Origin of the sequence: Komagataeibacter intermedius TF2 (assembly GCF_000964425.1) — a bacterium.
Classification (GTDB): domain Bacteria; phylum Pseudomonadota; class Alphaproteobacteria; order Acetobacterales; family Acetobacteraceae; genus Komagataeibacter; species Komagataeibacter intermedius.
This window is the reverse complement of sequence record NZ_BANF01000007.1, coordinates 1-19355: the sequence shown is the minus strand read 5'-3', so window position 1 is coordinate 19355 and position 19355 is coordinate 1. Positions and strand designations below refer to the sequence as shown.

The following is a 19355-nucleotide window of genomic DNA, read 5'->3' as shown; positions in this document are numbered from 1 at the left end:
CTCTCAAGCCCTGTCTGTCTCCTCTGTCAGGACACCGCCCAGCGAGTTGGTGTAACGGTGGCGGATATCCACGTTGGCGATACGCCCGATCAGGCTGTCCGGCCCGTCCACGTTCACGGCCTGCAGCCACGGGCTTTTCCCCGAAAGCTGTCCCGGCTTGCGCCCGCGCCCGGTAAACAGGACGGGCGCGGTCAGGCCGATGGTCGCGTCATTGAATGTATCCTGCTGCACGCGCAGCACGGCCTGAAGTTCCTGCAGGCGGGCATCCTTCACGTCCTCGGGCACGTGGCCGCCGGCCCCTGCCGCGGGGGTGCCGGGGCGGGACGAGTATTTGAAGGAATACGCCTGCGCGAAGCCGATATCGTCGATCAGGCGCATCGTATCGGCGAAGTCGGCATCCGTCTCGCTGGGGTGGCCCACGATGAAATCGGATGACAGCGCAAGGTCGGGCCGCGCGTCGCGCAGGCGGCCGACCAGTGCGCGGTATTCATCCGCCGTGTGCCCCCGGTTCATGGCCGCCAGCACCCGGTCGGACCCCGACTGTACCGGCAGGTGCAGGAACGGCATGAGCTGCGGCAGGTCGCGATGGGCGGCGATCAGGTCATCTTCCATATCGCGCGGGTGCGACGTGGTGTAACGGATGCGCGCGATTCCCACGTCATCGGCCAGCACGCGGGCAAGGCGCGCCAGCCCCCATGTGCGGCCATCGGGGCCGTCGCCATGGTAGGCGTTGACGTTCTGGCCCAGCAGGGTGATCTCGCGCACGCCAGCCGCCGCCAGTTGCCGGGCCTCCGCGATCACGGCCTGCGCCGGGCGGCTGCTTTCGGCCCCGCGCGTATAGGGCACGACGCAGAAGGAACAGAACTTGTCACACCCTTCCTGAATGGTCAGGAACGCGGCACCGCCCGCGGGGGCCGCGCGGTCGGCGGGCAGGAAGTCGAATTTCTGCTCGACGGGGAAGTCGGTTTCGATCACCGCCCCTGCCGCACGGGCCGCGCGGGCGACCATTTCGGGCAGGCGGTGATAGGTCTGTGGCCCCAGCACGATATCGACATATGGCGCGCGCGACAGGATTTCCCGGCCTTCCGCCTGTGCGACACAGCCCGCCACGGCCAGGACCGTGCCTTCGCCCCGTTCGGCGCGGGCTTCCTTGACCTTGCGCAGGCGACCGAGTTCGGAAAAGACCTTTTCCGCCGCGCGGTCGCGGATGTGGCAGGTGTTGAGGATGATCATGTCCGCATCATCCGGGGTGCCCACGGCGCGATAGCCCAGCGGACGCAGCACGTCGGACATCCGCTCGCTGTCATACACGTTCATCTGGCAGCCCCATGTGATGACATGAAGCCCCCTTGTGGACGATGTGCTGGGTTGCGGCAGGGTCGCGCCGGAAGGGGGAGACAGGCTGTTCACGGGTCAGGTATCCTCGGGCATCATCGCGGGCACGTGCCCGCACAACGGGCGCAAGACATCGGTGTTCGATTGCGCGCGGTCAAGTGCCTTGCTGTGGATATGCCAAGGAACAAACGGTTGGCCCATCGACGCTCCCGGTTCGCATGTGGCGGGGTGCCGGGCACGGCAACCCTTCCTGCCCATGGCGATCATGCCCGGCGGAATCGGGGGTGTGTCAAGACAAGAACCGTGTAATGGAGACAGTTTGCAACACGATCCAACCGTTTTGGGCCCCGATATGACATATTCGGAACTTATTAAGGCAGCGACGTTAATATCGGTTTGATCATGCATGCCGGGAATGGCAGTTATCACACAGTGGGAAGCTAACCGCACGGAAGACAGGAACAGGGGCGGCACCGTTTGACAGGATTGCGTCATTCCCGCCTGGCACGCAGCCGTCATGCGCGTGCCAGGCGCAGTGCCGGTTATGCAAGTCTGTGTGCCGTCGTGACGGTCCTTGTGTCATGGGGGCCGGCGGCGCGGGCGGCGGACCCGCAGGACTACACCACCACCCTGCGCCCGACCGGCAATGCCGATCTGGATGACGCGCTGCGGGCGTCGTCCGACCTGCTGTCGCTGCAGAAGACGCAGGCCGTCAGCCCCTTTGCGCTGACCGGGCGCATCCATAACGACTATTCCCGCCTGATCAGCGCGCTGGAAAGCTATGGCTATTACGCGGGCGCCATCACCATCACCGTGACCGATGGTGGCGGGAAGTCCGGTGCCCCCGCCGCGGGCAGCCATGACGGGCGCGATCCCGACCTGCCTGAATGGATGCAGTCCATCCCGGCGGGGCACAGGGCGCAGATCACCATCAGTGCGCAGCCCGGTGTGCAGTTCCGCATCGGCGTCGTGACGCTGAACCCCGATAAGGGTGATCCGCCCGTCAACCTGAATGCGGACGAGGTAAAGGCCTTCGCCATGAAGCCCGGCATGCCCGCACAGGCCGAAAATGTCCTGTCCGCAGGCGTGACCCTGCAGACCGCGCTGACGGAAGAAGGATACGCGCTGGCCCATGTCAGCAAGCCACAGGCATGGCTGCGGCCCGCGACCCATACGCTCGATATCGCCTATACCGTTCACCGCGGGCCGGTGGTCAATCTGGGGGCGTTCGACTTCGCGGGGCTGCAGCGCACGCATCCGGCCTATATCGCGCGCAGGCTGACCATCGCGCCGGGGGAGCTGTACCAGCCTTCCCGCATTGAACGCGCCCGGCAGGACATTGCATCCACCGGGCTGTTTGCCGACGTGCAGGTCAACCATGGCGACACGCTGGCATCCGACGGGTCCATGCCGCTTGATTTCGCCTTCCGTGAGGGCAAGCGCCACAGCGTGGGCGCCGAAGGCGGCTATTCCACCGACCTTGGCGGCCGCGCGGGCGTGACATGGACGCATAACAACCTGTTCGGCAATGCCGAGCGGCTGCGGCTGACCGCGCTGATCACCGGGCTTGGCGGCTCGGCGGAGCAGGGGCTGGGCTATGATTTCTATGCCGACCTGCTGAAGCCCGATTTCGGGTCGCGCAACCAGAACATGAGCGCGCGCCTGGAAGGCATCAAGCAGGAACTCTATTCCTACCGGCAGACCGCGCTGCTGGCGCGTATCGGCATTGTCCGCCGCGTCAACCGCCACTGGAACGTATCCTTTGGCGGGCAGATCGAGCAGGAACAGATCCAGCAGATGGGCACCACCAACAGCTATTTCATCGCCGCCCTGCCGCTTACCGCCAATTACGATGGCACGGGGGTCGACAACCCCATCACCCCCGCGACCCACGGGGTGCGGATGGGGGCCAGCATCACGCCTTCCGCATCGCTGACGGATGGCACGTCATTTTTCGTGATCATGCAGGCGACGGTCTCGACCTATTTCGACCTGAAGAACTTCGGCCTGTCGCGTCCCGGCCGCAGCGTGCTGGCATGGCGTGGCACCATTGGCAACGTGGAGGGCGCATCGACCTTTGACATTCCGCCCGACCAGCGTCTGTATGCCGGTGGGTCCGCCACGGTGCGCGGCTTCCGCTATCAGGGGGTGGGGCCGCAGTTCGCCAACACGCGCTACGCCATTGGCGGCACGTCCATGGACGCGGGGTCGTTTGAATACCGCCAGCGCATCATGCAGAAATTTGGCGCGGTCGGCTTTATCGACGCAGGTCAGGTCACGGCGGACCGTACGCCGTTCCAGGGCACGCTGCGTGTGGGCGCGGGGGCCGGGGCACGCTATTACACGCCCATCGGCCCGGTGCGGCTGGATGTGGCCGTGCCGCTCAACCGCCCCGCGCGGGGCGACAAGTGGGAACTGTATGTGGGTCTGGGGGAAACGTTCTGATGCCTGATCCGACAGCCACCCCGACACCCGCGCGCGGCACGGCCCGGCGTATCCTGCGCGCGGGGGCTTTCGCGCTGGGCATTCCGGCGGGGCTGGTGGCGGTGGCGCTGGGCGTGGTGCTGGTGGTGGCCAATACCGGGGCGGGCCAGCATGAAATCGAACGTCGCCTGCCGGGACTGACCGGCGGCAGCGTCCACCTGTCGGGCCTGGGCGGGCGGTTTCCCGATGCGCTGCATGTCCGGCATCTGGAACTGGATGACTACAAAGGCGCATGGCTGTCGATTGATGACCTGCAACTGGACTGGTCGCCACTGCGGCTGCTGACGCGGCGTGCGGTCATCAGCAACCTGTCCATGGCGCGGCTGTCCATTCCGCGTCTGAGCGAGGATGATCCCGCCCACCCGTCGAAGCCGGAAAAGGACTCATCGGACAGCGTCCATATGGGGGTCGACATCCGCGCGGTGCATGTGGCGCGGATTGACGTTGGCGCGGCCATTGCCCGAATACCTGCGGCCTTCAGCCTGAACGGCCATGCCAGCCTGGATGACATCGCCCCGGTGCTGGACCATTTTTCCGTCGCCACCCTGCCGCCCGCCAGTATCGCGCTGGACCTGAAGCGGCTGGACCAGCCCGGCGCCCTGTCGCTGACCACGCGGCTGGACCGCAGCACTGTCGCACTGGACCTGCATGCGCATGAGGAGGCGCAGGGCTTCGTCGCGACACTGAGCGGCCTGCCCGCCCTGTCGCCGCTGGACCTGTCGCTGGGGCTGCATGGCCCGCGTGATGCGACGGCGCTTTCCCTTGCGGCGGTGGTCGGGGCCATCCACCTTCAGGCGGCAGGCCAGGTCGGGCTGGTCACGCACCGCATGGCGCTGGATGTGTCCGGCAAAAGCGATCCGGTCACGATCAGCGGCGCGAACTGGCAGGGCATGAACCTTGCCGCGCATGTGGGCGGCACGGTGGACCGGCCGACCGGCAATGGCACGCTGGATATTGATCGCCTGACCTATGACGACGCCGGTTTTTCCACGCTGCACATGGTGGCCGAGGGGTTGAGCGGGCAGGCGGACGGAGGACAGGCGGAACACGCCAGCCTGCACGCCACCGTGACGGGACTGCGCATTCCGGGCGGCCAGCCCACGCTGTTCGCATCCGACCCGCTGCGGCTGGATGTGCTGTGGCGCCCCGATGCGTCGGGCGGGCCGGTGGACCTGTCGCTGTCGCACCCGCTGGCGCAACTGACCGGACGGGTCACCACGGCCCGGCCCATGGCGGCGATCTTCCATGCCGACCTGCCTGATCTTGCCCCGCTGGCAGCGGTGGGCGGCACGCAGCTGCATGGCCATGCCGGGCTGGATGGCAGCGTGACGCTTCCCGCAACCGGACAGCCCGGGCCGTTCGCGCTGGATGGTCATATCGTGCTGGATGGCGGGCTGCCGGTGGCTGTCGGCCTGATCGGGGACAGGGGGCACCTGAACGTGGCGGGCACCATCGCCAGCGGGCCGGGTGGCGGCAATACGGTCACGTTCACGTCGCTGCTGGCGGAGGGGCGGACCCTGCATCTTGACGCAACGCCAACCCGGCTGGTGACGGGCAGCCCGATGCAGGTGGACGCCACGGCGCATCTGGCCCTGTCGGACCTGCATGTGCTGGCCCCCACGCTGAAGGGGCAGGCGCAGGCGGACCTGCATGCCGCGGGTCCGGTCACGGACCTTGCGGCCAGCCTGAAGGCGCAGGCCAGCATGGCGGCCAGCAACACGGCGGCGGGCAATGTGCAGGCCAGCCTGACCATGCGCCACCTGCCGCAGGTCAGGGAAGGGGAACTGGATGTATCGGGCACGGTGGACCGCGCGCCCATTCAGGTGACTGCCCATCTGGACAGCAATGGCGGTGATGACAGCCGCCACCTCCAGCTTGCGCACCTGAACTGGAAAAGCCTGATGGGCCAGGCGGATATGACATTGCCTGACGGGCATGTGGTGCCGTCGGGCACGCTGGACCTGCGCATGACGCGGCTGGCGGACCTGCGTGACCTTGTGGGGCAGGACATAAGCGGGCACCTGTCCGCCGCCCTGCACAGCACGAGCGCCACCGCCGATAGTCCCGCCGCCCTGAGCGTAAACGTGGACAGCGCGCTGAGCGCCGCAATGGCGCGGGTGGACCGGCTGGTGCTGAAGGGCAGGGTGCAGGACCCGACGGGGGATGCGCCGGTCACCGATCTGGACCTTGTGGTGGATAACGCGCATTTCCGCGATATGGGCGGGCATGCGCATGTGACCGCGAAGGGGCCGTTTTCCGCCCTGAACGTGGTGGCGCAGTCGGGGCTGGATACGCCGTGGACCGGCCCGGCCACCATTGATGCGGCGGTCGTGTCCAACATTCCCGCAGCTTCGGTAAACATACGCAGGCTGGAAGCGCAGGCACGGCGTGAGGTGATCCGTCTGGATGCCCCCGCTACGGTGACCTATGGCAGGGAAACCGCGATCGACCATCTGCGCGTCAGCCTGACGCCGCCACGTGGGCAGTCGGGCAGCGTGGAGGTCAGCGGCAGGATCATGCCCACGCTGGACCTGCATGCGGTGATCAGCCGCCTTTCGCCCGACCTGCTGGCCCCCTTCGTGCCCACGCTGCATGCGCAGGGAACACTGGCGGCCGAAGCACGGCTGACCGGCACGACGGACCGCCCCTCCGGCCGGGTCACGCTGCATGGCGCGGACCTGAAATACCAGACCGACTACACATCATCCCTTGCCCCGGCCTCGGTGGAGGCAACGGCGGACCTGACAGCCGGCATGGCGCGGGTGGATGCGCAGGTACGCGCGGGCGCGCAGGTCAACCTTGGCCTGCATGGCACGGCCCCGGCGTACAGGGCGGGCCAGATCACGTTGCAGGCGGACGGGAACGTGGACCTTGCGGTGGCCAATGCCTATCTGGGCGCACAGGGCATGCAGGCGGGCGGCGCGCTGCAGATCGCGCTGGGCGTGCGTGGCACGCCACAGCAGCCGCGCCTGAACGGCACGCTGGGCCTGACCAATGGCGTATTCCATGATTTCGGGCAGGGGATACAGCTGTCCAACATGCATGGCACGGTCAATGCGCTGGGGGACCGGCTGGTCATTGCCGAGCTGAATGCGCAGGCGGGCAAGGGGACAATCGGCGTCACCGGTAGTTACGGAGTGCTGGAACCCGGGCAGCCGATCGACCTGCGGATCCATGCCGAAGATGCCCGCCCCCTGGCCAGTGACCTCGTGACCGCGACCATAAACGGGGATATGGGCATAAAGGGCCAGCTTGCCAGCCGGATCGATGCGACGGGGGCCATCACGCTCAGGCGCGTGGATATCAATATCCCGGATTCACTGCCCACGTCGGTTGCGCATCTGGATGTCATCCGCCCCGAGGATGAAGCAGCGCAGCAGAAGGTGGTCCATACCGCCCCGCTGGTGATCGGGCTGAACCTCGATGTGCGTTCGCCGGGGCAGTTCTATGTGCGCGGGCACGGGCTGAACACGGAAATGCACGGCAGCATCCATGCCGGCGGCACCAGTGCGACGCCGGTGGTGACGGGTGGGTTCTCGCTGGTCAAGGGCGGGTTCTCGCTGGGCGGGATCTCACTTGATTTCAGCAAGGGGCAGGTGGGGTTCAACGGCATGGGCGTAACCCATGCGATTGATCCCACGCTGGATTTCGTGGCCGAGCGCAGCACGAATGACGGCACGGCGCGGCTGAACGTGGGCGGGTACGCCAGCGCGCCGAAAATCTCGTTTTCCTCCACGCCGCCACTGTCACAGGACCAGATACTGGCCATTCTCCTGTTCGGGTCGGATACGCAGTCCCTTTCGCCCACGCAGATGGCGTCCATCGCGGCGGCCGTCGCGACACTGAGCGGCGGGTCCGCCTTCGACCCGCTGGGCATGGTGCGCAAGACGCTGCATCTGGACCGGTTGCAGATGAGCAGTTCATCCAACGGGTCGGGCAGCAATGACACCGGGTCGATCGAGGCGGGGAAATACGTCATGCGCCGCGTATACGTGGGCGCCAAGCAGGCGACGTCGGGTTCGGGCACGCAGGCGCAGGTGCAGGTTGATCTGACCAGGCGGCTGAAGCTCAACACCACGGTGGGGACCGGCGGCAACGTGACCGGCTTCACCACGCCGGAAAACGATCCGGGCAGTAGTGTGGGCCTGTTGTACCAGTTCAAATACTGATCATGCGCTGACCTGTTCCCCACGGGACAAATGCATTACGGTCCCGGCATGATTGATCGTGTTACGGCCCGTGGTGGCCTGCTGCCCATCATGCTGGCCATGACCAGCGGCATGCTGGCGATGGGGGTGGCGCTGCCTGCCCTGCCGCTGGAACTTCAGTCGCGTTTCGCGTGCGGGACGACCGTGATCGGTCTGGTCATGGGTATTCAGGCCGCCGCCACCCTGCTGTCGCGCCCGTGGGCGGGGCGGATGGCCGACCGGCGCGGCGGGCGCGATACGCTGCTGTGCGGTCTGTTGTGCACGGCATGTTCCGGTCTGGCCTACAGCCTTGCGCTGGCGCCCCTCCTGTCGCCCGCCATGCAGCAGGCGATGATCGTGGCGGGGCGTCTGGCCATGGGGCTGGGCGAGGGGCTGATGGTGACGGGTGGTGGCATATGGGCCGTAAGCCTGGCAGGCAGCGAGAAGGCAGGGGCCGCGATGTCATGGATCGGGCTGGCCATTTTCGCCGGGTTGGGCGTGGGCACCGCACTGGGTGACGTAATCGAGATCCATGCCGGTTTCGCCCGGCTGTGCCTTGTCGCCATTGCCCTGCCGGTGGCGGGCATGGGGCTGACCCTGCTGCTGCCCGCGCCGCCGCGCCTGCACGGCGGCGGGCACGAAGGGGGCATGCGGTGGAAGCACCTGATCGGACATACCTGGGCATGGGGGGTGACGCTGGCTCTCTCGGCAGTGGGGTTTGCCGCGATTTCGTCGTTTCTGGTCATCTTTTATGCCGCGAAGGACTGGCATGGCGGCGGCTGGGCGCTGGGGCTGTTTGGCGCGGGGCATGTCATTGCCCGACTGGTCGGCAGTGCCCATGTGGATCGTGACGACGTGCGGCCGATGGTGGCCGCCATCATGCTGGTGGAGGCGCTGGGCCTGATCCTGATCTGGCTTGCGCCGGGACCGGCATGGGCGGCGGCCGGCAGTTTCCTGACCGGGTTCGGGTTTTCGCTGACCTACCCGCTGCTGGCGCTGCCGGTGCTGCGGCAGGCGCCCCCTGGCGCCGCAGGATCGGCGATCGGGCTGTTTGATGTGTTCTTTGACATTGCCGCGGGCTCTGGCGCGGTCATGTCCGGTGTTCTGGCGGGGGTGGCGGGACCACGCAGCCCCTTCGTGCTGGCCATGCTGTCGGCGGTCGCGGGCAGCATGCTCATGCTGGTGATCCGCAACCCGGATACGGGCAGGGCGCCATAGCCATTGGCAGCATCCGGTTCATGGCGCAGGGCGCGCATGACAAAACCGCCGGCACAGGGGCCGGCGGCATGGATGGGGCTGGGGTTATGACGGGAAAGGCGGCAGGGGGCGATCAGGCCGCCTTCATGACCTCGGTCAGCTTTTCGAGCACTTCGGTCGGCTCCTTGCCTTCCAGCACGGCGACCTCGGCCACGAAGCGTTCCTGTGCCGCCTCGAACAGCTTGCGTTCGCTGAAGCTGCCATCAAGGCTGTCCACATTGCGGCGCAGGTCACGCAGTACTTCGGCAATCTGCACCAGATCGCCGGAATTGATCTTTTCCTGATAGGCGACCGCGCGGCGCGCCCACATGCCACGGCTGACATGCGGCTTGCCCTTGATGATGGCCATCGCCTTGTCCACGATTTCCCTTGATACAATCTTGCGCAGGCCCGACTTGCGCGCCTTGGACAGCGGGATGCGCAGCGTCATCTGGTTGCCGGGGAAGGAGATCTGGATCATTTCCAGCTTGGTGCCCGCGATTTCGTCAACGCCAATCCGGTCAACACGGCCGACGCCATGTGCCGCATACACAATGGCGTCGCCCTCGCGGAATGGATCCTCGTCTTTTACGGCCTTGCTGGACTTTGCCTCGGCTGCCGTGGCAGCTGCGGCCGTCCGTGCCATTGCATCGGTCACAGTGCCCTTCTGGGTGGTTCTGAACATGCTCATGCCACCCATATAGCATAAATCCGCCCTTCTGTCTTGCTTCCTTCATAACGGTTCCGGTCCGGGAAATATTGCATCCCGATGGCGGCGCGGCGTCCGCCATGCCTGTGGGGTACGGGCTGGCCGACCCGTCAGGCGCGACGCATCATGCCTGTATGCCACCCACGGGTGTCAGCGGCGGCGGGGCGGGCAGGCCGCAGGACTGCAGCAGGTCGATTTCGATCGTGCGGGAAATGGCCAGCATCGGCATGCCATGCGGTGTCGCGCTGAAGGGGTCCTGCAGGTCGTTGCCGATCTTGTCCAGCGCCACGAACAATAGCCCCACCAGCGATGACCCCAATGGCGTGATCCATCCCAGCGTCTGCACCATGGACAGTGGCAGGATGATGCAGAAGACCACCGCCACCACCTTCGGCAGGACGGAAAACTGTATGGCCAGCGGCGTGTTGCGGATGCGTTCCAGCCCGCCCTGCGCGTTGCTCATGTCCGACAGGATGCGGTCGATCTGCCCCTGCAGCGCGCCATCAATGCCCAGCCTGCGCGATTCCGCGTCCACCCGCAGCCCGATTTCAAACAGGATGGCGGCGGGGATGTTGGCCTTGTCCCTGATCCCCGCCTTCATGGAATCGGGCAGCAGGCGCATGATGTCATCGGTTGCGTCCAGCCGCCCCAGCGCGCCCCGCAGGGCATAGGGATAGGCCGCCATGGCGCGGGCAAGGTCCGGGCACCCGCGCAGGATCGTGCCCGCCTGGCGCGCGAAGGAGCGGCTGTTGTTGGTGACCGCCCCCCACAGCGTCCGTCCTTCCCACCAGCGGTTGTAGGCGGTGTTGTTGCGAAAGCTCATGAACAGCACCAGCGCCGAGCCGATCAGCGATATGGGCAGGGTGGGCTGTTCCATCCATTCCTGATGGAAGATCTGGAACATCACCACGACGACAATGTCCCACGCGCACAGGAAAACCAGTGACAGCACGCTTTCGCGCAGCAGGATCCACAAACCAATTCTGCGATCAATGACCATGCAAGGTTCCCGGTTCATCTAGTGTAAGATACGGGGCCGCGCACCGGCCCCCTTGTGCCGCTTATCACATCACGCCGGCGTTGCGGCACCGGGAGTGGGCGGGTGGCATGTTTTGTCACTGAAAATATCGTCAGTACCCGCACGGCCACATGACATTGACGCAGGCGGCGATGATGCCCTTAATCGTTACGGACAAAAGCCCCCGCGCGGGGCCCACGTATTGAAGGAAAGACCGGGTTCATGGACGTAAGGGCAGCTGTTGCCTTCGAGGCAGGCAAACCACTTGAAATCGAGACCGTGCAGCTTGAAGGTCCACGCGCGGGTGAGGTACTGGTCGAGATCAAGGCCACCGGCCTGTGCCATACGGACAAGTTCACCCTGTCCGGTGCTGATCCGGAAGGTCTGTTTCCCGCCATTCTGGGTCATGAAGGGGCCGGTGTGGTGGTGGAAGTCGGCGCAGGTGTGAAGCATCTGAAGCCCGGCGACCATGTCATCCCGCTTTACACCCCCGAATGCCGGGAATGTAAGTCCTGCCTGTCGCGCAAGACCAACCTGTGCACGGCCATCCGGTCCACGCAGGGCAAGGGGCTGATGCCCGATGGCACGTCGCGCTTTTCGTTCAGGGGGCAGCCAATCCATCATTACATGGGCTGTTCCACCTTCGCCAACTACACGGTGCTGCCGGAAATCGCGCTGGCCAAGATCCGGCCCGACGCTCCGTTTGACAAGGTGTTCTACATCGGCTGCGGCGTCACCACCGGCATCGGGGCGGTGCTGTTCACCGCCAGGGTCGAGACAGGCAGCACGGTTGCCGTGTTTGGTCTGGGCGGGATCGGGCTGAACGTCATTCAGGGCGCGAAAATGGTCGGGGCCGAGCGGATCATCGGCGTCGACATCAACCCCGAGCGTGAAGCCATCGGCCGTAAATTCGGCATGACCGACTTCATCAACCCGAAGGATCTCGGGCCCAACGGCGACCTGGTTGGCCATATCGTTGAACTGACCGGTGGCGGCGTGGACTATTCCTTTGAATGTGTCGGCAACCCGACGCTCATGCGGCAGGCGCTGGAATGCGCGCATCGCGGATGGGGGGTATCAACCATCATCGGGGTCGCGGGCGCAGGACAGGAAATCAGCACGCGGCCGTTCCAGCTTGTGACGGGGCGGCGGTGGATCGGTTCGGCCTTTGGCGGCGCGCGTGGCCGCACGGACGTGCCGCGCATCGTGGACTGGTTCATGGAAAACCGCATCGATATCGACAGCCTGATTACCCACAGGCTGCCGCTGGAGCGTATCAACGAAGGCTTTGACATGATGGCGAAGGGCGAGAGCATCCGCACGGTTGTCGAGTTCTGATCCATGAGCCGGATCACGACGCTTGAGGAACATGCAAGCTGTGGCGGACGGGTGGGCTTTTACAGCCACCCCTCCGAAAGTCTCGGGCTGGAGGCGCGTTTTGGCGTGTTCCTGCCCGAACGCGCGCTGGCGGGGGAACGCGTGCCCGTCATCCACCTGCTGGCGGGGCTGACCTGCACGCAGGAGACATTCCTGATCAAGTCCAATGCCGTGCAGTTCGCGGCCCGTCATGGCATCGCGCTGGTTGCACCCGATACCTCGCCGCGTGGCGCGGGCGTTGCAGGGGAAGACGACGCCTATGACCTTGGCACGGGTGCAGGCTTCTACCTTGACGCCACGACGCCCGCGTGGCGCAGGCATTACCGCATGGGCACCTATGTCAGCCACGAACTGCCTGAACTGACGCAGGCTGAATTCGCCATTGATGGCGCGCGGCGGGGTATCATGGGGCATTCCATGGGCGGGCATGGCGCGCTGGTCCATGCCCTGCGCGCGCCACAGGCATGGAAATCGGTTTCGGCCCTTGCCCCGATCTGCCATCCCGCTGTCGTACCGTGGGGGGAGAAGGCCTTTACCGCCTATCTGGGGCCCGACCGCGCCACATGGGCACGGCATGACGCGATCCTGCTGCTGGAAGCGGGGCATACCCATCCCACGGAAATTCTGGTGGATCAGGGGGAAAGCGACAAATTCCTGCATGACCAGCTCAGGCCCGAACTGCTGGCGGCGGCGGCTGGCGCGGCGGGGCAGGACCTGCGCCTGCGCCTGCATCCGCGCTACGACCATTCCTACTGGTTCATCCAGTCATTCATCGCCGATCATCTTGACCACCACGCCACCATCCTGAACGCGCTCTGAGCACGTCGGGCGGGCGGGGATCAGTCACCGATCAGGTGCAGCACGATTTCCCGCCGGTGGGGGCGCGCACGGTGCTCGAACAGGTACAGACCCTGCCATGTGCCCAGGACCGGCCGCCCATCCGCCACCGGAATGGAAAGCTGGGTATTGGTCAGCATGGCGCGCAGGTGGGCGGGCATGTCGTCCGGCCCTTCATCTTCATGAATGTAACGCCCCGGCTGTTCAGGCACGAGGGTTTCGAAATACCGCTCGATATCCTCGCGCACCGTCGGGTCGGCGTTTTCCTGCACCGTCAGCGATGCGGAGGTATGGCGGCACCATAGCGTCAGCAGGCCGGTCTCGATCCCGCTTTGCCTTACCCAGTCCAGAACCGGCCGGTCGATCGGGACCAGTCCCTTGCCACGGGTCGTGACCACAAGGCTGTGCAGATCCTGGCGCATGGTGCTGCCTTTCGTGTTTACTTCAGGAAGCCGATCAGGGATTCCGCTTCCGATACAATGGGTTCGGCAATGGCGCGGGCCCGGTTCGCGCCATCGCGCAGCGTGTCGCACAGGAAACCGGGTTCTTTCAGCAGGCGTCCGGTTTCTTCGGCAATCGGGGCGATCGCCCCCACCACCACGTCGGTCAGCGCCGCCTTGAACGGCCCGAAACCCTGACCACCGAACTGCGCCAGCACCCCGGCGACCGTCGTGCCGGACAGCGTGGCGTAGATGGTTACCAGATTGCGGGCCTCGGGCCGGTTTTCAAGGCCGGATTCCTCAGATGGCAGCGGTTCGGAATCGGTCTTGGCGCGTTTGATCTTGTTGGCGATGGCGTCGGCATCGTCCGTCATCTCGATCCGGCTCTGTGCGGAGGGATCGGACTTTGACATTTTCTTGGTGCCGTCACGCAGGCTCATGACGCGCGCGCCCTGCGGCGGGATCAGGGCTTCGACCTGCGGAAAGAATTCCGTCCCGTAGTCATGGTTGAATTTCTGGACAATGTCGTTGGTCAGTTCAAGGTGCTGCTTCTGGTCATCGCCCACCGGCACGACCGTAGCCTTGTACGCCATGATGTCGGCGGCCATGAGGTCGGGATAGACATACAGGCCCGCGGAATGTTTCTCGCGGTCCTTGCCAGCCTTGTCCTTGAACTGCGTCATGCGGTTGAGCCAGCCGATGCGGGCGACACAGTTGAAAATCCACCCCAGCCGCGCATGCGCGCTGACCGCGGACTGGTTGAACAGGATATGCCGCTGCACATCTATGCCCGACGCCAGCAGGACCGCCGTCTGCGCCAGTGTCTGCTGGCGCAGCACCGCAGGGTCCTGCCACGTGGTGATGGCGTGCATGTCCACCAGGCAGAAGATACATTCATGATCACGCTGCAGCGCAACCCAGTTGCGTATTGCACCAAGGTAATTGCCAAGCTGCGGGATACCGGTCGGCTGAATGCCGGAAAATAGGCGTTGCATGAAAGCGTTTTCCGTTTTTTTGCCCGTGGTGGTCAAGATGCCAGGTTGTCAGGGCAGGGGGTGGATGGCGTCAAGGCGGCGACGTTCTTCCGCCACCATGGTGGTGGTCATCGGGTGGGCGCGTTCCGCGGCGACATCCGCGGCCCTGAACACCGGGGCGGGGCGGGTGTCGCCACGCGTGGCCAGATAGGTCAGGATGGAGGCGATTTCCTCATCCGACAGATGGGCGCGGAATGGCGGCATGGAGAAATTGTAGCGCACGCCGTCAATCTGCAGCGGACCATTCAGCCCGTTCAGCAGTACATGCATGAGGTACTGCCTGCCCTCGGGGGTGGAGGCGATCTTGTCCACGCGGCCCGATACAGGCGGGATTTCCCCCTTCATGCCTTCCCCGCCATGGTGGCATATGCCGCAATTGGTGCGGTATCGTGCATAGCCTTCGTGGCCGTGGCGCGTGCAGGCCGCCAGCAGCGCCATCGTGCCCACCATGCAGGCCCCGCGCAGTACGGACGCCATGCGCCCGGTCCCAGTACCCATGTCGGTTATCCGGTTTCCTGTCCCGTTATGTCATGAAAAAAGGCCATTCACCCGGTGGATGAATGGCCCTGTGCATTCCTTAATGGCCGCCGGGTGCGACGCCCAGAAGCTGTATCTTGAAGATCAGCGGGCTGTCGGGCTGGATAATGCCCATGGACTTATGTCCGTAACCCAGTTCGGGCGGCACATACAGCATCCATGTATCGCCTACATGCATAAGCGGCACGGCTTCCTGCCAGCCCTTGATCACCATTTCCAGCGGCATCTGCATATATGCGCCATGCCCGTGCTGCTCGGAACTGTCGAAAATGCCGCCATCAGGCAGGCGGCCTTCGTAAATGACCATCACGCTGTCATTGATGGTGGGCTGCGCGCCGTCCTTCGGCCCGGATTTCAGGACCTTGTAAGCCAGTCCGTCCGGCAGGGTCTTGACCCCGGGCTGCTTGCGCACGTTGTCCATGAACTCTGCCGGGGTCAGTTCCGGCTGGTCATCCTTCTTGCTGCCCCCGCATGCCGCCAGCGGCAACGCCACGGCAGTTGCAAGAAGAAGGGGAATGACACGGGAAAATCGTTTCATGACACCTCGGCAGGTCGTTGGAATGAACACGAAGGATCGGGTGAAAGATTACAGCGCGCCGCCACGTCGGCCAATCTTGGCCCCCAGCCGCAGGCGCAGCGCGTTCAGGTTGATGAAGCCCTGCGCGTCGGCCTGGTTGTAGGCGCCTTCATCATCCTCGAACGTCACGACACGGGTGTCGTACAGGCTGTTGGGGCTTTCACGGCCAACGCAGATCACGTTGCCCTTGTACAGCTTCAGCCGCACGCGACCGGTCACGGAATGCTGGCTGCGGTCGATCAGCGCCTGCAGCATGTGCCGTTCGGGGGAGAACCACAGCCCGTTATAGATGATTTCGGCATAGCGCGGCATCAGGCTGTCCTTGAGGTGCATGGCCTCGCGGTCGAGCGTGATGCTTTCGATGCTGCGGTGCGCGGTCAGCAGGATCGTGCCGCCCGGCGTTTCATAAATGCCGCGTGACTTCATGCCGACAAAGCGGTTTTCCACCAGGTCAAGCCGGCCAATGCCGTTGTCACGGCCCAGTTCGTTCAGCCGCGTCAGCAGCGTAGCGGGCGACATGGCCACGCCATTGATCGCCACCGGGTCGCCCGATACGAAATCGATGGTGATTTCGGTGGCCCTGTCAGGGGCCGCTTCGGGGGAAATGGTGCGCTGGAACACGATTTCCTCGGGGCCGACTGCCGGGTCTTCCAGCAGCTTGCCTTCGGAAGAGGAGTGCAGCAGGTTCGCATCGACCGAGAACGGGGCTTCCCCGCGCTTGTCCTTCGCGATGGGGATCTGGTGTTCCTCGGCAAAGGCCAGCAGGCGGGTGCGCGATGTCAGGTCCCATTCACGCCACGGCGCAATCACGGTGATGTCGGGCTTGAGCGCGTAATAGGCCAGTTCGAAACGGACCTGGTCATTGCCCTTGCCGGTGGCGCCATGGGCCACGGCGTCGGCGCCGACCTGCTCGGCAATCTCGATCTGGCGCTGGGCGATCAGGGGACGGGCAATGGACGTGCCCAGCAGGTACTGCCCCTCGTACAGCGCGTTGGCGCGGAACATGGGGAAGACGAAGTCCTTGACGAAGGTCTCGCGCAGGTCCTCGACAAAGATTTCCTTCACGCCAAACATTTCGGCCTTGCGGCGGGCGGGTTCAAGTTCCTCGCCCTGGCCAAGGTCGGCCGTGAACGTCACGACTTCACAGTTATAGGTGGTCTGCAACCAGCGCAGAATCACGGAAGTATCAAGACCGCCCGAATATGCGAGAACGACCTTTTTGACATCCCTGGCGGCCATGGGAGAACGCTCCTGTCGAAAAACTCTGGACAATACTTTGCCGGGTGAACCGGCGGCCTGTCCTCCTAGCATCCCACGGCGTGGCCGACCAGAAGTTAAGGCCGGATTTTTACGACCCCGCGTCCTGTGGTCCCGGCGCGGCGTCCGGCTGGCCTGCGGCACGGCGCAGGCGCTGGCTTTCGGTGCGCAGCTGGCCACACGCGGCCAGGATGTCGCGCCCGCGCGGCATGCGGATGGGGGAGGCGAAGCCCGCGTCCATCACGATCTTCGCAAACCGGTCCAGCTGTTCACGCGTGGACGGGCGGTAGCTGCTGCCCGGCCATGGGTTGAACGGGATCAGGTTCACCTTCGCCGGTATGCCCGAAATCAGGCGCACGAGTTCACGCGCATCGGCCTCGCTGTCATTGATGCCGCGTAGCATGATGTATTCGAACGTGATGCGCCGGGCGTTGCTGGCAGCGGGATAGCGGCGGCAGGCGGCAATGACTTCCCGGATGGGATATTTGCGGTTCAGCGGCACGATCTCGTCACGCAGGTCATCGCGCACGGCGTGCAGTGACACGGCCAGGTTGATGCCCAGTTCCGCCCCGCACTGGTCCATCATCGGCACCACGCCGGATGTGGACAGCGTGATGCGCCGTCGTGACAGCCCGATGCCCTCGCCATCCATGATGATGCGCATGGCCTTGGCCACGTTGTCGTAATTGTACAGCGGTTCGCCCATGCCCATCAGCACGATGGTGGACAGCAGGCGCGGCGTCTCGCCCTTCGGGCTGGGCCATTCGCCGTAGCTGTCGCGCGCGGCCATGAACTGGCCCACGATTTCGGCGGCCCCCAGGTTGCGCACCAGCGCCTGCGTGCCGGTATGGCAGAAGGTACATGACAGCGTGCACCCCACCTGCGAGGAAATGCATACCGCCCCACGGTCTTCCTGTCGGTCGGGAATGTACACGGTTTCGGCTTCCTGCCCGTCGCGGAAACGGAACAGGAATTTGCGCGTGGAATCCTGCGATGTCTGTTCGGTCACCACGCCGGGGCGGCCGATGACGAAGCGTTCGGCCAGCTTTTCCTGCAACGGACGGGCGATGGAACTCATGCGTGAGAAATCGGTCGCGCCCTGATGGTAGATCCAGTGCCACAGCTGCTTGGTGCGGAATGGCTTTTCACCAATCTCGACCAAGATGTCCGTCAGTTCCTCACGCGACAGGCCAACAAGGTCGCGCCTGCCATCGGGCAGGGCGGCAGGCGGCGGGGCGAACTGGGCGGATTTCGCACGGATACGCGTGCGTTCCTCATCATTCAGAAGCGAGGCCGCCGTCCCGTCGCGTGACCGGGAAGGTGAAGTTGCAGGGGCTGCGGACATACCGGTGCTGCCTATGTTCGTCGTGTCATTTATGGGGGAGGGGAGGAATATCCCCATTTGCCATCCCCTGTCTATCACGGCAGGGGGCGGATGGGCGACTTTCGATCAGCCGTCCTTACGCGCCGCGATCAGGAATTCCCGGTTGCCTTCCGGCCCGGTAATGGGACTGGGGTCAATACCCAGCACGCTCCAGCCCGGCAGGCCGGACCACCATTCATGGATCATGGCGCATACGGCGTCATGTACCGTCGGGTCACGCACGACGCCCTTTGCGCCGACCGCATCGCGTCCGGCCTCGAACTGCGGCTTGATCAGCGCAATGGCCCACGCACCCGGTACGCACAGTTCCAGCCCCGCGGGCAGGACAGTGCGCAGGCCAATGAAGCTGGCGTCACAGACCAGCGCCTGTATGGGGTCGGGAATGATGGTGGTGTCCAGCGCGCGGGCATTGCACTTTTCCAGCACGACAACCTGTTCGGTATTGCTGCGCAGTTTCCATGCCAGCTGCCCATGCCCGACATCGACGGCGTAAACCTTCGCCGCCCCTTCATGCAGCAGCACATCGGTAAAGCCGCCGGTTGACGCGCCGACATCAAGGCAGGTCAGGCCCGCGGGCGACAGGCCGAAATGTTCCAGCCCATGCGCCAGCTTGATCCCGCCGCGCGAGACCCATGGATGGTGCTGCCCCTTCAGCGTCAGGGGCGTCTCCTCGGGGATCTGCTCCCCGGCCTTGGCAATGCGCCGGTCGGGCGTGTGGACCAGACCGGCCATGATCAGCGCCTGCGCCCGGGTGCGGGTTTCCACCAGCCCCCGATCCACCAGCATCTGGTCAACGCGACGTTTTGCCATGCGTGGTGCCTGCTTTCCGGCGTGGTCAGGCCATCTGGCGCGACTGCGGCACGCCCAGGGCGGACAGCGCGGTGGCGACAATGGCGGGCGCATCCAGCCCGGCCTCATGGTACTGGGCGGCCTGGGTGTTGTG

At 65.0% G+C, this 19355-nt stretch carries 15 protein-coding genes; 5 read left to right on the top strand and 10 right to left on the bottom strand.

Annotation, left to right across the window (positions count from 1 at the left end):
- Positions 1-3 precede the first annotated feature (3 nt).
- Positions 4-1410, bottom strand: coding sequence for a tRNA (N6-isopentenyl adenosine(37)-C2)-methylthiotransferase MiaB (gene miaB / locus B7449_RS00660; RefSeq protein ID WP_039735391.1), 1407 nt, complete (start codon positions 1408-1410; stop codon positions 4-6).
- Positions 1411-1821: 411 nt separating this feature from the next.
- Between miaB and B7449_RS00655 the strand changes: the two genes are divergently transcribed.
- From B7449_RS00655 to B7449_RS00645, 3 genes are read left to right on the top strand one after another with little or no spacing between them, the layout of a single operon-like run.
- On the top strand, positions 1822-3780 hold the full coding sequence (locus B7449_RS00655) for an autotransporter assembly complex protein TamA (protein WP_039735392.1): 1959 nt from the start codon (positions 1822-1824) through the stop codon (positions 3778-3780).
- On the top strand, positions 3780-7988 hold the full coding sequence (locus B7449_RS00650) for a translocation/assembly module TamB domain-containing protein (RefSeq protein WP_039735393.1): 4209 nt from the start codon (positions 3780-3782) through the stop codon (positions 7986-7988). Before B7449_RS00655 ends, B7449_RS00650 begins: the two co-directional genes overlap by 1 nt.
- A gap of 30 nt (positions 7989-8018) precedes the next feature.
- The gene (locus B7449_RS00645; RefSeq protein ID WP_039735394.1) at positions 8019-9224 is read left to right on the top strand and encodes an MFS transporter; all 1206 of its coding nucleotides are present in this window, start codon (positions 8019-8021) and stop codon (positions 9222-9224) included.
- A 112-nt stretch (positions 9225-9336) separates the two neighbouring features.
- On the opposite strand, the gene B7449_RS00640 is transcribed toward B7449_RS00645, so the two are convergent.
- Together B7449_RS00640 and B7449_RS00635 are read right to left on the bottom strand one after the other, a co-directional pair.
- Positions 9337-9933 carry a CarD family transcriptional regulator gene (locus B7449_RS00640; RefSeq protein ID WP_026018640.1) on the bottom strand — a complete coding sequence of 199 codons (597 nt, stop codon included), beginning with the start codon at positions 9931-9933 and terminating at the stop codon, positions 9337-9339.
- Positions 9934-10075: 142 nt separating this feature from the next.
- Positions 10076-10951 (bottom strand): bestrophin family protein, encoded by an 876-nt coding sequence (locus tag B7449_RS00635; protein ID WP_039735395.1) that lies wholly within the window; start codon positions 10949-10951, stop codon positions 10076-10078.
- Positions 10952-11191: 240 nt separating this feature from the next.
- On the opposite strand from B7449_RS00635, the gene B7449_RS00630 reads away from it, so the two are divergent.
- Positions 11192-12307 (top strand): S-(hydroxymethyl)glutathione dehydrogenase/class III alcohol dehydrogenase, encoded by a 1116-nt coding sequence (locus tag B7449_RS00630; protein WP_039735396.1) that lies wholly within the window; start codon positions 11192-11194, stop codon positions 12305-12307.
- A 3-nt stretch (positions 12308-12310) separates the two neighbouring features.
- Positions 12311-13165 (top strand): S-formylglutathione hydrolase, encoded by an 855-nt coding sequence (gene fghA / locus B7449_RS00625; protein WP_039735397.1) that lies wholly within the window; start codon positions 12311-12313, stop codon positions 13163-13165.
- Between the two features lie 20 nt (positions 13166-13185).
- Here fghA and B7449_RS00620 read toward each other — a convergent pair whose 3' ends face one another.
- The 7 genes from B7449_RS00620 to B7449_RS00590 form a co-directional block, all read right to left on the bottom strand.
- The gene (locus tag B7449_RS00620; protein WP_039735398.1) at positions 13186-13605 is read right to left on the bottom strand and encodes a secondary thiamine-phosphate synthase enzyme YjbQ; all 420 of its coding nucleotides are present in this window, start codon (positions 13603-13605) and stop codon (positions 13186-13188) included.
- Between the two features lie 17 nt (positions 13606-13622).
- On the bottom strand, positions 13623-14618 hold the full coding sequence (trpS, locus tag B7449_RS00615) for a tryptophan--tRNA ligase (RefSeq protein WP_039735405.1): 996 nt from the start codon (positions 14616-14618) through the stop codon (positions 13623-13625).
- A 48-nt stretch (positions 14619-14666) separates the two neighbouring features.
- Complete coding sequence (locus B7449_RS00610) at positions 14667-15155, bottom strand: c-type cytochrome (RefSeq protein WP_039735399.1); 489 nt, start codon at positions 15153-15155, stop codon at positions 14667-14669.
- A 79-nt stretch (positions 15156-15234) separates the two neighbouring features.
- Positions 15235-15732: an FKBP-type peptidyl-prolyl cis-trans isomerase gene (locus B7449_RS00605; RefSeq protein ID WP_010513995.1), complete on the bottom strand. Its 498-nt coding sequence runs from the start codon at positions 15730-15732 to the stop codon at positions 15235-15237.
- A gap of 48 nt (positions 15733-15780) precedes the next feature.
- Positions 15781-17010, bottom strand: a complete 1230-nt coding sequence (locus B7449_RS00600; protein ID WP_039735401.1) for an argininosuccinate synthase — start codon at positions 17008-17010, stop codon at positions 15781-15783.
- A 109-nt stretch (positions 17011-17119) separates the two neighbouring features.
- Positions 17120-18373, bottom strand: a complete 1254-nt coding sequence (gene rlmN, locus B7449_RS00595; protein WP_039735402.1) for a 23S rRNA (adenine(2503)-C(2))-methyltransferase RlmN — start codon at positions 18371-18373, stop codon at positions 17120-17122.
- Positions 18374-18478: 105 nt separating this feature from the next.
- Positions 18479-19222 (bottom strand): TlyA family RNA methyltransferase, encoded by a 744-nt coding sequence (locus B7449_RS00590; protein ID WP_039735403.1) that lies wholly within the window; start codon positions 19220-19222, stop codon positions 18479-18481.
- Between the last annotated feature and the right edge of the window lie 133 nt (positions 19223-19355).

Bases quoted from the DNA above. Each gene is read 5' to 3' on its own strand.
- B7449_RS00650 (WP_039735393.1), top strand. From the start codon at position 3,780: ATGCCTGATCCGACAGCCACCCCGACACCCGCGCGCGGCACGGCCCGG.
- B7449_RS00645 (WP_039735394.1), top strand. From the start codon at position 8,019: ATGCATTACGGTCCCGGCATGATTGATCGTGTTACGGCCCGTGGTGGC.
- B7449_RS00640 (WP_026018640.1), bottom strand. From the start codon at position 9,933: ATGAGCATGTTCAGAACCACCCAGAAGGGCACTGTGACCGATGCAATG.
- B7449_RS00635 (WP_039735395.1), bottom strand. From the start codon at position 10,951: ATGGTCATTGATCGCAGAATTGGTTTGTGGATCCTGCTGCGCGAAAGC.
- B7449_RS00630 (WP_039735396.1), top strand. From the start codon at position 11,192: ATGGACGTAAGGGCAGCTGTTGCCTTCGAGGCAGGCAAACCACTTGAA.
- fghA (WP_039735397.1), top strand. From the start codon at position 12,311: ATGAGCCGGATCACGACGCTTGAGGAACATGCAAGCTGTGGCGGACGG.
- B7449_RS00620 (WP_039735398.1), bottom strand. From the start codon at position 13,605: ATGCGCCAGGATCTGCACAGCCTTGTGGTCACGACCCGTGGCAAGGGA.
- trpS (WP_039735405.1), bottom strand. From the start codon at position 14,618: ATGCAACGCCTATTTTCCGGCATTCAGCCGACCGGTATCCCGCAGCTT.
- B7449_RS00610 (WP_039735399.1), bottom strand. From the start codon at position 15,155: ATGGGTACTGGGACCGGGCGCATGGCGTCCGTACTGCGCGGGGCCTGC.
- B7449_RS00605 (WP_010513995.1), bottom strand. From the start codon at position 15,732: ATGAAACGATTTTCCCGTGTCATTCCCCTTCTTCTTGCAACTGCCGTG.
- B7449_RS00600 (WP_039735401.1), bottom strand. From the start codon at position 17,010: ATGGCCGCCAGGGATGTCAAAAAGGTCGTTCTCGCATATTCGGGCGGT.
- rlmN (WP_039735402.1), bottom strand. From the start codon at position 18,373: ATGTCCGCAGCCCCTGCAACTTCACCTTCCCGGTCACGCGACGGGACG.
- B7449_RS00590 (WP_039735403.1), bottom strand. From the start codon at position 19,222: ATGGCAAAACGTCGCGTTGACCAGATGCTGGTGGATCGGGGGCTGGTG.